Here is a 12,483-nt window from a genome sequence, read left to right as displayed (position 1 = left end):
AGTATCACCCAGAGCTGAAGTCCCGTCCGTTCGAGCCGCACCCGCTGTTTGCAAGCTTCATCGGCGCGGCGGTCAAGCAGAGCCGACTGGTTTAGGATCCTTCCGTCAAGATCCGTCACCCTCGACCGCGAAGCGGTCTGAGGGCCCATCTCTGGTTTTGCCTCATGCACTAGCGGCCCGGTTCCGAGATGGGCACCCAGATGAGCTGCGCTCATCGGGTGTGACGCGGAGGGGGCGACCAGCACTTTTATCCGGCGTGGAAGATTCCGGCCGGGTGCGTGTCTCCAAAAACAATCCGCCTCAGGATGAATTGAAGTGGGGTTGCACGGCGTGCGTTTCAGCCTCGATCAGTTGGGCTGTCTCGCATTGCAGGCGCGTCAGGGGCCCGTGCCGGAAGAGGCGCTTGCCGGTTTTGGCGATCAGTTGTCTGGCTTCGCCAAGGCAGCGGCGGATCTTTTTGATATAGAGATCGCGATGATCCATCGCATGGTCGAGGGCCATCAGCCGGCGGACGAGGCGTTTGGCGGGCAGGATGTCGCTCGGGAGTTTATCGTATTCATGGATATCTGGGACGTCGTCCGCATCAAGGAAGCGGATGCGTGGGCCTGTCTTGAATGTCGGCCTAGGCGGCTTTGCATCCGGGCGATGAGCGCGGGTCTCGAACAGACGGAAAGCTGGCTGGGATGCGCGGGCGATGTGTTGCGTGGTTTCTCGCGGGCGCGCTGGACCTGAACTGGCTGTCTCTCGAGGGAATACAGGCAACGCACCCAGTTCGGCCGCGCAGAGATAGAGACAGCGGCGCAGCGCCGGTTCGGCCTGGGCCAGGAAGCGCGACAGGCGCGAAATCGCGTGACGCGGCAGGAGCGGCGTATGCGGCGTCAGGCCGAGCCGCTCGCGCAACTGGATCACGCCGAGGCTGATGACATTCAGCATCAGCCAGACGGCGGAGCGGATTTCCTGTGGAGGTGAATAGCGCAGTTCGGACATGAGCTGAGCATCCGGGGTGGGGGTGCCGGTCGAATTGGTCTTTCAACGGTCTTTGATTTTATTGGAGAATTCCGCGGGGCTTGCGGGACTACCGAGCCCTTATCATCGGCATGCGCCGAAAGGCGGATGTGGTTCTAAGGCTTGGACACCTGGAACTGGCCGACATTGATGCGCCCGTCAGTGAAGCCGGCATCGCAATAGGACAGGTAGAAATTCCACATGCGGCGGAAGGGCTCATCGAAGTCCAGCTTGGCGATCGTGTCCCAGTTGGCATTGAAATCGCGCGCCCATTCGCGGCAGGTGCGGGCATAGTCCTGACCGAAATAGGTGACGCCATCATGGCGCAGGCCCGCCGTGTGGAACTGTTCCTTCAGAGCGGTCTCGCTGGGCAGCATGCCGCCCGGAAATATGTGGCGCTGGATGAAGTCGACGCGCTTGCGGTAGCGCGGGAACAGTTCGTCATCGATGGTGATGATCTGGAGCGCGGCGCGGCCGCCCTGTTTCAGACTTTCGAAGATTTTCGCGAAATAGCTCGGCCAGTAGGATTCCCCGACCGCTTCGAACATCTCGATGGAGGCGACGCCATCATATTGGCCCTGATGGTCGCGATAGTCTTCGAGGCGGATTTCGACGCGTTCATTCAGGCCCTGTTTCTGCATCCGCTGCATGGCGAAATCACGCTGGGATGGCGAGATGGTCAGGCACGTGACTTTCGAGCCGCGTTGCTTGGCGGCATATTCGGCAAAGCCGCCCCAGCCGCAGCCGATTTCCAGGATTTCCGACGAGGGCCCCGCACTGATCCGGTCACAGATGTTCCGGTACTTGTTCTGTTGGCCCTGTTCGAGGCTCATGTTCGGGCTGTCGAAGATGGCTGAGGAATAGGTCATCGAAGGGTCCAGCCAGAGACTGTAGAAATCATTGCCCAGATCATAATGGGCCATGATGTTCTTCTTCGCGCCCTCCCGGGAATTGCGGTTGAAGATGTGGCGGACCATGTTGACCCAGCGCACCACTGCGCCGCCCACGGCAAGTTTGCCGATATTGTCGAAATTGGCAGAGAAGAAGCGCAGCACTTCGGTCAGGTCAGGCGTTGACCATTCGCCATCCATGTAAGCCTCGGCAAAGCCGACATCGCCGCCAGCCATGGCGCGTTTCACGAAATTATAATCGTGGACAATGATGGTGGCATGAGGACCGGTATCGTCATGCCTGTATTCGAGCACGCGGTCGCCGGGCAAGACAAAGGACACGCTGCCCTTCTGGGTATTGAGCAGCGCGAAGGCGGCCAGACGAAAGCTTGTCGGAACGTCTTTCAGGTTCCGAATGGTCTGGGTGCTGGCTTTGATGACCTCAGTCATGCGGCATCCTTCCGCTTATCAGCATTACGTATTTGTTGGGATAACGCAATTGTTGTGCCGGTTTCCGGAGGGGCGGGCTTTGGGCGATAGGCGGCGCCGCGTATCCACACTTTGAGGGCCTGCCAGTGGATTCCGAGGGTCACGCCGAGCGTGGAGAGCGGATTGGTGACTGCGAGTTTCAGCAAGTTTGCGCTGGTGGCAGGCATCCGCCGGGCGGTGATGTTTGCCATATGAAGGCGCTTTTCATGTCTCAGGCTTTCCACGACCACTCCCAATTTGTCTTCCGGCGAACGCAGGGTGAAGCGGTAGGTTCCGGTGACGTCGAAGAAGGGGGATACGTGGAAAGACTTTGGCGCACTGTGCGCGTTGCGGCCCGGATTGACGGCGGCGACGTAACGATGGGTCTCGCCGAATGTGTTGTTCACTTCATAGATGATCCCGCGCAGGTCGCCGTCCGGGCCGTAGCCATACCAGAGCGAGAGGGGCGCAAATTTGTAGAACAGGTGGCGCGGGAAGGTGACGAGGCGGATGGCGCCGCCGTCCAGTGTAATGCCTGCCTTGGCAAGTTCGGATTCGGCCCAGGGACGTAGCGGCGCGCCTTTCTGCTTGGCGCCGTGGTCTTCGGTGCGGAAGGCGAACAGGCCGGGCGCGTTGACGCTGAACAGGGCTGAGCTGGCCGCGGCCTCGTCCAACCGGTCGATGTCGAGATCAATCAGGACGAGGTCATACGCAAAGCGTCGCTCGAATGGCTGGTAGCGCACATGGATAGTCTGGCCTTTCCAGAGGCTCAGTGCGGGCTGGGGATGCGCATTGGTCAAACAGACACCTCGGCAGCGACTTCCACAGGGCGAAGTTTGCGTGCTGGCTGTACAATGTCCACACCTTCGGCCGTCCACGGCACGGATCCGCCAAGGGAAAGGGCGGCTGAGAGGCCGGATTTCAGGCCGTCCTCATGAAAGCCGCGGCCCATCCATGCGCCGGCGATCCAGAGACCGTTCTGACCCTGAATACGCTTCAGGCTGCGCACGGCTGCTTCGGCGGCGGCATCGAACTGCGGATGGTCGAAATCATATTCGAGAAAGGTCAGCTCGTCGCGAGGGGGCGTGTCGGGGTTCAGTGTGATGAAGAGTGGGCGCTCATCGGGCAGGCCCTGCAGCCGGTTCATCCAATAGGTGAGGCAGATGTCGCCGCTTTCCTGTTTCAGCACGGCCCAGCTGGCCCAGGCGGCCTTGCGCGAGGGCATCAGCGCCGGGTCGCGGTGGAGATAGATACGGTTTGGCCGATAGCGAACCGAGCGGAGCAGGAAGGCCTGATCTTCGAAATGTTCCTCGGTCAGGCGCAGGGCCTGGTCGGAATGGGTGGCGAGAATGACATCATCGAATATTTCGCGACGGCCATCGGTCGTCACAACCGCGATATGGTCACCAAAGGGAAAAATGCGCTCGACGCCCAAGTTGAGGCGAACCCGGTCGCCGAGCGCGTCCGCAACAGTGCGGACATAGTTTTCACTGCCACCGGTGACGGTACGCCAATTCGGGCGTTCCTTGTGCATGAGGCGGTGATTGTCGAAGAACTGGAAGAAGCTCATGGCGGGGTAGTCGAGCATCTTGTCTTCGCAGGTGGACCAGATGGCGGCTCCCATGGGCAGAATATAGTTCGTGCGGAAATCTGTATCGAACTCATGGCGGTCGAGCCATGCGCCCAGAGTTGTATCCGTAATCGTGCCATCGGCGAGTTCGGCGCGCGCAATGTCGTTGAAGCGGAGGATGGTGCGCCAGAAGCGATGGAATTTCGGGCTCAGGAGATTGCGACGCTGGGCAAAGATGCCTTTCAGTGTGGACGCCCACTCCCAGCCTTTCGGATCAGAGACCGCAAAGCTCATGTCGGACGCTTGTGTTTCGACACCAAGTGCATCGAAGAAGCCGATCAGGTTCGGATAGTTGAGTGCATTATAAACGATGAAGCCGAGATCGACCTTCGTTTCGTGGCCGTCATAGTCGAACGCATGCGTGCATGCGTGCCCCCCGGCCCGGCCTGATTGTTCGTAAAGTGTTACGTGTGCGGAATTGCGCAGCGCCCATGCAGCGCCGAGGCCGGATATTCCAGATCCAATAATGGCGATGCGTTTCATGCGGCGTCTCGCTTTTCTTTCAATGTATCATATGCGTCGAGTGCGCGCTGGCGAGCGCCGGAATGGTCGACTATGGGTTTCGGATAGGTCTTGCCGAGCTGGATGCCGGCCTTGTTCAGTATCTCTTCGCTGGCTTCCCACGGGGCGTGCAGGTACTTGTCTGGCAGGTCCTTCAGTTCCGGGCAGAAGCGCCGCACATAGGCGCCGGTCTCGTCGAACTTGCTGCCCTGGCTGATCGGGTTGAAGACCCGGAAATAGGGCGCCGCATCGGCACCGGAGCCTGCAGTCCATTGCCAACTGGCGGCATTGTTGGCCGGGTCAGCATCGACCAGCGTGTCCCAGAACCATGCTTCGCCGTCCTGCCAGGGCAGGAGAAGGTGCTTGGTCAGGAAGGAGGCGACAATCATCCGTACCCGGTTGTGCATCCAGCCTGTCTGCCAGAGCTGGCGCATTCCGGCGTCGACCATCGGATAGCCGGTCTGGCCCTTGGTCCAGGCGTCAAAGGCATTCTTGTCTTTTCGCCACGGCATGAACTCGAATGAGTCATTATAGTTTTCGGAGGCGAGCGCCGGATTGTAAAACAGGAGTGTATGGGAAAATTCCCGCCAGCCAATTTCTGACAGGAAGGTGTGACCATCCTTTTCCGGGATCGTGCCGGCTTCCATACCAGCATGGACAGCGCGCCATATCTGCAGTGGTCCGATCTCGCCGAAACGGAGATGTGGGGAGAGACCGGACGTGGACATGTCGAGGTCCGGGCGGTTGCGATCTTCCTTGTAGCCATTGATTGGCCCATCAAGGAAATCGGTCAGGCGGGCAATCGCGCCGTCCTCGCCGGGAGTCCAGTCATCAAAGCCTGTGGACCAGTCAGGGCTCGACGGGTGGAGGCCCCAATCATCGAGAGATTCGCTTTCGTGTTTGGGGCCGCTCAGCGTTTTGTGGCGGCCATACGTGTCGCGCGCGACGAAGTTGTTGCGGGCCGCGCGCCAGTAAGGAGTGAACACCTTGTAGTAGCCACCCGCATTGGTCTCGACCTGCCACGGCTCGTTCAGCAGCCGCGCATTGTGGCTGGAGACATCCAGGCCCCGCTGGGCCAGGTCTTCCTTGATTGCGGCATCCAGATCGCGTTCGGGCTGGTCATAGCGGCGATTCCAGAAAATGGTCTCTGCGCCGGTCTCTTCGATGACGGTGTCCAGCACATCGGCGGATTGCCCGGAGCGAAGGGTCAGCTGGGCGCCCGCCTGTTTGATATCAGCGGCAAGCGCGCGCAGGGATTTGTCCAGCCACCATTTCGAGGCGCCGCCGAGGGGCCGCAGGCCTTTGGTCTGCTCGTCCAGTATGTAGAGCAAGACGAGGGGCCTGCCGGACGAGACGGCGGCATGCAGGGCCGGATTGTCGGAAAGGCGCAGGTCTTCGCGGAACCAGACGATGGCAGGCGCAGATTGTGACACAAGACCTCCGGGCAGGGTTGAACAGTTTACAAAGCCTCTACGCGCGAGTTCGCGGAATGGATCATGCGGGGCTGAGCCTTGGTCTTCCGCGCCTGCAATTGGGGCGGTATACCCTTTCGATGTTCAAAAGAATCATACGCCCCAGCGGAGTGTAACCGAAATGTCAGGCACACATCTTCCGGGTCTCATCCACGCCGCTGCGGGCAAGCGTGTTGTCTGTGTTGGCGATGTCATGCTGGACCGGTTTATCTATGGCGGTGTCACCCGCATATCCCCCGAAGCGCCTGTGCCGATCATGCGGCGCACCCGCGAAGCGGCGATGCCGGGCGGTGCGGGCAATGTGGCACGAAACCTTGCTTCGCTCGGCTTGTCGGTCTCGCTTATCGGGGTTGTCGGGGATGATGGCGAAGGCCGGGAACTGGCCGCGCTGCTGGGAGACATTGAGGGCGTTGATGCCGATTTGATCGCCATGCGCGACCGGTCAACCACGCTGAAGACGCGCTTTGTCGCCGGGGGACAGCAATTGCTGCGCGTGGACGCGGAAGATACCAGCCCCATCGGGCCGAGCCCGGAAGCCGAGCTGATTGCCTCCATTGCCGACGAGGCGAATGAAGCAAGCGTGATCATCCTGTCCGATTATGCCAAGGGCGCGGTGACGGATGGCGTCATTGCAGCCGCGCTGGCGGCTGGAGACCAATATGGCATTCCGGTGATTGCCGATCCGAAAGGCCGCGATTTCACGCGCTATGGCGCGGTGGACTTGCTCAAGCCGAATGCCAGCGAGTTGGCCGCAGCCATGGGGCTGAGGGTGGAAACGGATCAGGATGTCGGTGAGGCCCTGACGGCTGCGCAGACCTTGCTGATGGCGAAATCCATTGTCGTGACGCGGGCCGCAAAGGGCATGTCCTATGCCATCGAGGGCGAGCCGGCCGTGCATCTGAGCGGTCAGGCGCGCGAAGTGTATGACGTGTCGGGCGCGGGCGATACGAGCATTGCGGCGCTGGCGCTGGGCCTGGCAGGCGGCGGCTCGGTGGCGGATGCGGTCAGCCTGGCGATCACGGCGTCCGGGATTGCCGTCGGCAAGGCGGGCACGGCTACGGTCTCTGCGGATGAGATGATCACGGCGTTGCAGATGGGGCTGCGCAATGGTGGCGTCAGCTATCTGACCCTCGACGCAGCCAGGGCACAGGTCGCTTCCTGGCGGGATTCCGGGCTGACCGTCGGCTTCACAAATGGCTGTTTCGACATCCTTCATCCGGGGCATTTGCGGGTTTTGGAAGAGGCCAAGTCGCGCTGTGGCCGTCTGGTGGTTGGCCTGAACTCGGATGCGTCCGTATCGCGCCTGAAAGGACCGACGCGGCCGGTCAATGACGCTGACTCCCGCGCGCGGGTCCTGTCGGGCCTGATGGCCGTGGATGCGGTGGTTGTTTTCGAGGAAGACACACCCGGCGCGCTGATCGAGGCGTTGCAGCCGGACTTGCTGGTCAAGGGCGGGGATTATTCCATCGATACGATCGTTGGCGCTGACACAGTGCAGGCACGAGGCGGAACGGTTCATATCGTGCCGTTGGTGGATGGACAGTCGACCACGGCGGCGATTGCTCGGGCGCAGTCCAAGACAGAATGAGCCCGGCTGCGCAAACAGCCGCCCAATTGCTCAAACAATATGGCGAAGACGCAGAAGTGATTGACACGCTGCGTGCAGCGGAAGTGGCCGCGCAGGGTGACGTCGAGGCATTGGCGCACTGGGACGCGGTGATCGCCTGCCTGACGGGTGAAGCTCCTGAAGGGCTGCCGAACTAGCGCGTCAGTTGGCGACGCCCTTTTTGAGCTCATAGCGCCCGCGTCCGGTTTCGTTGAACCATTCCTGGATGTCCGGATGGCTGAGCGGTGTGTCGGAATCGTCAATCACCAGGTTCTGTTCCGAGACATAGGCGACGTAATGTGTGCGCTCGTTCTCGGCGAACAAATGATAGAAGGGCTGGTCTTTTGAGGGACGCACTTCTTCAGGAATGGATTCATACCATTCATCAGTGTTGGCGAAGACGGGGTCGACATCGAAAATGATGCCGCGAAAGGGGAAGTGGCGGTGGCGCACAACCTGGCCGATCTGGAACTTTGCGAGCAGGGGGGTGATGTCGTTATAGCGCTGGTCACGGTCGAGGGGTTTGTCGAGCAGCAGCGCGTCGTCGGCAACCTTACGGCGACCGATTCCCACGCTGCCTAGCAGCTTTCCCAAGAGCGATGCGCGTCTGGTCATTTCCCACTCCTGTGATACACCATGCATCAACTGAAAAACTTGGGCCACACTATGGCTGAAAAAAAATCAGCGGTACGGCGCGGAAAACGCGGCCGACCGCGCCCAGCCAGGGCCTCGGACCTCTATGCGGCCGTGGACCTTGGAACCAATAATTGCCGCCTTCTGGTGGCCACTCCACACGGAAAAACTTTCCGTGTGGTTGATTCGCACTCCCAAATTGCCCGTTTGGGTGAGGGATTGCACGAAACCGGTCGGCTGTCCGAAGCTTCGATAGAGCGCGCGATGGATGCGCTGAATGCGATCCGCGGGAAGCTCAAGACGCATGGAGTCGGCAAGGTTCGTTGCATCGCGACCGAGGCTTGCCGAAAGGCAGAGAATGGTCCGGATTTCATCCAGAGGGTGCACGACGAGACCGGCCTGACCTTCAAGATCATTGGCGCGAAGGAAGAAGCGCGCCTTGCCAGTATCGGGTGTCATGACCTGATTGGCGATGATGCGCCGTCGGTACTGGTGGTGGATATTGGCGGCGGGTCGACGGAATTGTCGTGGCTGAATGCCGAACTGGCGCGGGCCAATGGCCTGAACGGCCTGATCCAGCGTGCGCCCATCCAGAACTGGACCAGCCTGCCGCTGGGCGTCGTGACCCTCACCGAAGCCTTTGCTCATCTGCCGGACGCAGAAGCCTATCAGGCAATGCTGGATCATGCCGGAGAAGTTATTGAAGCCTGGCAAGGCACACAGGCGATCCGTTCTGCAATGGGTTTGAGAGGGGCGCACCTGATCGGTACGTCCGGCACAGTGACCTGCCTGGCGGGCGTACATCTGAAACTCGACCGCTATCGCCGTGACAAGGTGGACGGGACGTGGATGAGCCGGACCTCGGGCGAAAAAGTGCTGAACATGCTGCGCGAAGCCGGACCGGACGGGCGGGCGGCCCTGCCGACGATTGGTGAAGAGCGCGCAGGACTGATGCTGGCTGGCTGTGCTATTCTGGATGCGCTTTGGCGGGCCTATCCGGCGGGGCGTTTGCGGGTTGGCGACCGTGGCCTGAGGGAAGGCCTGCTGCTCAGCATGATGTATGGCCAGAAGCCCGCGCGGCGTCGTCGCAGAGGCGGGCGCAAACGGCGCGAAGGCGGCAACACGCCTCAAACCCATTCGGCAGCGGAGGCCGGCAATGACGGATGATGGAAAGCGCCGCTGGAAAGGTCCCGGCAAGGAAAGCAAGAACACGTCCGGTCGCCAGATGACCGAGCGCAAGGTCACGGCGCATCGTGCGAAGAATGAAAGTTCCAAACGCTGGATCGAACGCCAGCTACAGGATCCCTATGTGCGCAAGGCCAAGGAAGAGGGCTATCGGGCCCGCGCGGCCTACAAACTACTTGAGATAAATGAAAAGCTGGACCTGCTGCGCAAGGGTCAGCGCGTTGTTGACCTGGGCTGTGCGCCCGGCGGGTGGATGCAGGTCGCGCTGAAGAAGGGCGCGCTGGAAGTGGCGGGCATTGACCTCTTGCCGGTGGAGCCGATTGAAGGCGCGCATATCATTGAAGGCGATGTGAATGAGCCGGAAGATGTTGCGGCCTTGCTGGAAGGGCTGAGTGGACCGGTTGACCTTGTCCTGTCCGACATGGCGGCGAACACGACCGGGCACAAGCAGACGGACCATTTGCGCACCGTCGCTTTGGTCGAGATGGCGGTCGCGTTCGCGATTGAACATCTCGCGCCGGGCGGCACATTCTGTTCGAAAGTGTTTCAGGGTGGCGCGACGAAGGATGTGCTGGACACGTTGAAGGCGCATTTCAAGACGGTGCGCCACATCAAACCGCCATCAAGCCGGGCCGGAAGTCCCGAAATTTTCGTGGTGGCAAAGGGATTCAAGGGTTAATTCAAGGGCGCTATCAGAGCCGCCAATCGATTGTATTCCGTACGCGGCGGTTGGAGCGTCTGGAGAGAACGGAATTCAGATAGGCGTCGTTTTCGGATTTTCTGGGCTTGGATTCATAGCCCAATTCGACCGACACTTCGTAATGGGTGACTTGTCCCTTGCTGATGAAGCCACGGGCGGTCGAGACTTCGAACCAGTCTGGTTCCCCAAAGAGATCGCGCGCTTGAACCAGGGCCCGATCAATCGCGTCGTCAACCGAAATCGGTGACAGGCCGACGATGCGGCGAAGAGGAGGGTGGGCGCTTGCCATAAGTTAATAGGTTGCTTCTGCGTTTTGTGGGTTCTCTTGCAAGTACTATGCAAGACCAGAGTAATTGTTCCGAAAAAACCTTGTATTGCTTTAGATTTGTGTCCGCTCCACTATCCGTCAGCGAGTCAGGGAGAAAGTTAATGGCCATCAAAGGTGGATGTTATTGCGGCGCGATCCGGTATGAGGCGGGAGGCGATGCGATCATGAAGGCAAGTTGCCATTGCCGGGAATGCCAATACTTCACGGGTGGGCAGGCCAATACGATCATGGCGATGCCAACTGCGGAGTTCCGTTACACGCTCGGCACGCCAAAAGGATATCGCCGGGGAGATCTGGAACGTGGAGCGCTACGCGAATTTTGCTCCGATTGCGGAACGCATATCGCAACGCGATCCCCCTCACTGCCGCAGGCGGTGATCCTGAAAGTCGGCACACTGGATGATCCATCCGTGTTCGGTGCGGCCCAAATGGCCATGCAGGTTGCGGATGCGCAGAGCTTCCATCATGTTCCAGACGATATCGCCAGATTTGAAAGGTTTCCCGGCCAATGATCAGGATAATTTCCATCATACTCGCAGGTGTAGTAGTGTCGGGCTGTGCCTATCTGCAGGATGTCTATTCCAGCGACGGCGTGTATGGGTCGGGGGCGGACCCTTATGAAAAGATCCAGTTCGCGGGAGAAAAGGCCACAGGGGCCGAACGTGCCGCATGTGAATCCGCAGGCGGTCGCGTCGCGCGTGACGGCATGCGGGGGTGGGAACAATGCATTCAACCCTTCGAAGACGCCGGAAAGGCGTGTGCGGATAATGCCGATTGCATTGGCCAGTGCCGTCTCAGCCTCGGCGACGACATGCCAGAAGCCGGCAAGCCTGTTACGGGCAAGTGCCAAGCGACTGACAGCCCCTTCGGATGCTATGCCACCGTCGAAAATGGACGCGCGACACCGGCGCTCTGCGTAGACTAGATTACACCGGAAGAAGGTGCGCCTGCGCTTCGTCGCGGCCGCCGTCGAAATGCTGGATTGAATATACATTGGAAAGATCAATCGGGCCCGTAGGGTCGAACCGGCCCCAATTTTCCAGCGTGTAGCTGGAATGGGGCAACAGGGGCGGCTGGCCGGTGGCCTTTCCGATCTGCCAGATCGGCACGGCAAGACAGGCGGGCAGGGATTGGAGATGGGCGCGGACGCGACCTGTTGGCAGAATGCGCGGCAAGGCCAGCGCGACATCGCGGACCGGATGAAGAAATTCCGGCAGGGTCACATTGGCTGGATCGAAAGATGACAGGAAACCTCGGTCGAAGCTGAGGCTATATTCTGCGAAAAGCTCGCACATTGCAGGGATTTTCAGGAGGGGACTTCACAAAGGCTCGCGACTCCCTTATTGGGCCAAAAAGGGAGCTCCCCACATGAAAATCCGGCAAGCCATTACCTTCGACGACGTGCTGCTCCAGCCCGGGGCCAGCGAGGTCATGCCCGCTGACGTCAACGTCTCCACCTTCCTGACCAAAGCCATTCCGCTGAACATTCCGCTGATCTCGGCGGCGATGGACACGGTGACCGAGGCACGCCTGGCGATTGCCATGGCGCAGTCCGGCGGTATCGGCGTGATCCACCGCAATCTCTCAATCGAACAGCAGGCCGGTGAAGTGGCCATGGTGAAGAAATATGAGAGCGGCGTGGTGATGAACCCCGTCACGATCTCGCCGAGTGCGAGCCTTGGTGATCTGGTCGAGTTGAAACAGCGCACGGGCTTTTCCGGCGTGCCGGTCGTGGACAAGAGCGGCAAGGTCGTCGGCATTATCACCAATCGTGATACGCGCTTTGCCGATGACGTCTCGGAATCGGTGGCAAACCTGATGACGAAAGAGGTCGTGACCGTGAAAATGGACACGCCGAACGACGAAGCCCGGCGCCTGTTGCACAAGCATCGGATCGAGCGTCTGGTCATCGTGGATGACGATAATCGCTGCGTCGGCCTGCTGACCGTGAAAGACATGGACAAGGCGGCCGTGAACCCGAACGCCGCCAAGGACGCCGCCGGTCGCTTGCGCGTCGCGGCGGCCTCGACCGTGGGCGATGCCGGGTTCGAGCGCACCGAAGCTC

General features: G+C 60.3%; 15 protein-coding genes. 7 read left to right on the top strand and 8 right to left on the bottom strand.

The annotated features are described in order from the left end of the window. Positions 1-300: 300 nt before the first annotated feature. The 5 genes from B4F73_RS09075 to B4F73_RS09055 form a co-directional block, all read right to left on the bottom strand. Positions 301-987 carry a hypothetical protein gene (locus B4F73_RS09075; RefSeq protein WP_290483064.1) on the bottom strand — a complete coding sequence of 229 codons (687 nt, stop codon included), beginning with the start codon at positions 985-987 and terminating at the stop codon, positions 301-303. A 134-nt stretch (positions 988-1,121) separates the two neighbouring features. Then, positions 1,122-2,345 (bottom strand): SAM-dependent methyltransferase, encoded by a 1,224-nt coding sequence (locus tag B4F73_RS09070; protein WP_290483063.1) that lies wholly within the window; start codon positions 2,343-2,345, stop codon positions 1,122-1,124. After that, positions 2,342-3,163: a DUF1365 domain-containing protein gene (locus tag B4F73_RS09065; RefSeq protein ID WP_290479534.1), complete on the bottom strand. Its 822-nt coding sequence runs from the start codon at positions 3,161-3,163 to the stop codon at positions 2,342-2,344. The genes B4F73_RS09070 and B4F73_RS09065 overlap by 4 nt, the downstream gene beginning before the upstream one ends. After that, positions 3,160-4,476, bottom strand: a complete 1,317-nt coding sequence (locus tag B4F73_RS09060; protein WP_290483062.1) for an NAD(P)/FAD-dependent oxidoreductase — start codon at positions 4,474-4,476, stop codon at positions 3,160-3,162. Before B4F73_RS09060 ends, B4F73_RS09065 begins: the two co-directional genes overlap by 4 nt. Then, positions 4,473-5,927: a cryptochrome/photolyase family protein gene (locus tag B4F73_RS09055; protein WP_290483061.1), complete on the bottom strand. Its 1,455-nt coding sequence runs from the start codon at positions 5,925-5,927 to the stop codon at positions 4,473-4,475. Before B4F73_RS09055 ends, B4F73_RS09060 begins: the two co-directional genes overlap by 4 nt. A gap of 160 nt (positions 5,928-6,087) precedes the next feature. Between B4F73_RS09055 and rfaE2 the strand changes: the two genes are divergently transcribed. Together rfaE2 and B4F73_RS09045 are read left to right on the top strand one after the other, a co-directional pair. Then, positions 6,088-7,554, top strand: a complete 1,467-nt coding sequence (rfaE2, locus tag B4F73_RS09050; protein WP_290479531.1) for a D-glycero-beta-D-manno-heptose 1-phosphate adenylyltransferase — start codon at positions 6,088-6,090, stop codon at positions 7,552-7,554. Then, positions 7,551-7,730, top strand: coding sequence for a hypothetical protein (locus B4F73_RS09045; RefSeq protein ID WP_290479530.1), 180 nt, complete (start codon positions 7,551-7,553; stop codon positions 7,728-7,730). The genes rfaE2 and B4F73_RS09045 overlap by 4 nt, the downstream gene beginning before the upstream one ends. Before the next feature lie 4 nt (positions 7,731-7,734). Here the strand turns inward: B4F73_RS09045 and hspQ are convergent, their stop codons facing one another. Further along, entirely contained in the window at positions 7,735-8,064 is a 330-nt protein-coding gene (gene hspQ, locus B4F73_RS09040) for a heat shock protein HspQ (RefSeq protein ID WP_349677876.1), read from the bottom strand. Positions 8,065-8,208: 144 nt separating this feature from the next. Between hspQ and B4F73_RS09035 the strand changes: the two genes are divergently transcribed. Both B4F73_RS09035 and B4F73_RS09030 read left to right on the top strand, forming a co-directional pair. Then, the gene (locus B4F73_RS09035) at positions 8,209-9,372 is read left to right on the top strand and encodes a Ppx/GppA phosphatase family protein (protein WP_339798088.1); all 1,164 of its coding nucleotides are present in this window, start codon (positions 8,209-8,211) and stop codon (positions 9,370-9,372) included. Further along, positions 9,362-10,069 (top strand): RlmE family RNA methyltransferase, encoded by a 708-nt coding sequence (locus tag B4F73_RS09030; protein WP_034815489.1) that lies wholly within the window; start codon positions 9,362-9,364, stop codon positions 10,067-10,069. The genes B4F73_RS09035 and B4F73_RS09030 overlap by 11 nt, the downstream gene beginning before the upstream one ends. Positions 10,070-10,082: 13 nt before the next feature. Here the strand turns inward: B4F73_RS09030 and B4F73_RS09025 are convergent, their stop codons facing one another. After that, on the bottom strand, positions 10,083-10,379 hold the full coding sequence (locus B4F73_RS09025; protein ID WP_290483060.1) for a dodecin family protein: 297 nt from the start codon (positions 10,377-10,379) through the stop codon (positions 10,083-10,085). Positions 10,380-10,519: 140 nt separating this feature from the next. Here B4F73_RS09025 and B4F73_RS09020 point away from each other — a divergent pair, with 140 nt between their 5' ends. Both B4F73_RS09020 and B4F73_RS09015 read left to right on the top strand, forming a co-directional pair. Beyond that, complete coding sequence (locus B4F73_RS09020; RefSeq protein WP_290483059.1) at positions 10,520-10,930, top strand: GFA family protein; 411 nt, start codon at positions 10,520-10,522, stop codon at positions 10,928-10,930. Beyond that, entirely contained in the window at positions 10,927-11,343 is a 417-nt protein-coding gene (locus B4F73_RS09015; protein ID WP_290483058.1) for a hypothetical protein, read from the top strand. The genes B4F73_RS09020 and B4F73_RS09015 overlap by 4 nt, the downstream gene beginning before the upstream one ends. A 1-nt stretch (position 11,344) precedes the next feature. Here B4F73_RS09015 and B4F73_RS09010 read toward each other — a convergent pair whose 3' ends face one another. Further along, positions 11,345-11,713, bottom strand: coding sequence for a hypothetical protein (locus tag B4F73_RS09010; RefSeq protein WP_290483057.1), 369 nt, complete (start codon positions 11,711-11,713; stop codon positions 11,345-11,347). A gap of 73 nt (positions 11,714-11,786) precedes the next feature. Between B4F73_RS09010 and B4F73_RS09005 the strand changes: the two genes are divergently transcribed. Continuing rightward, a partial coding sequence (locus B4F73_RS09005) for an IMP dehydrogenase (protein WP_290483056.1) occupies positions 11,787-12,483 on the top strand: 697 nt, incomplete at its 3' end.

This window comes from Hyphomonas sp. UBA3601 (assembly GCF_002375605.1).
In the GTDB taxonomy this organism is placed as follows: domain Bacteria; phylum Pseudomonadota; class Alphaproteobacteria; order Caulobacterales; family Hyphomonadaceae; genus Hyphomonas.
This window is presented reverse-complemented; position numbering and strand designations above follow the sequence as displayed.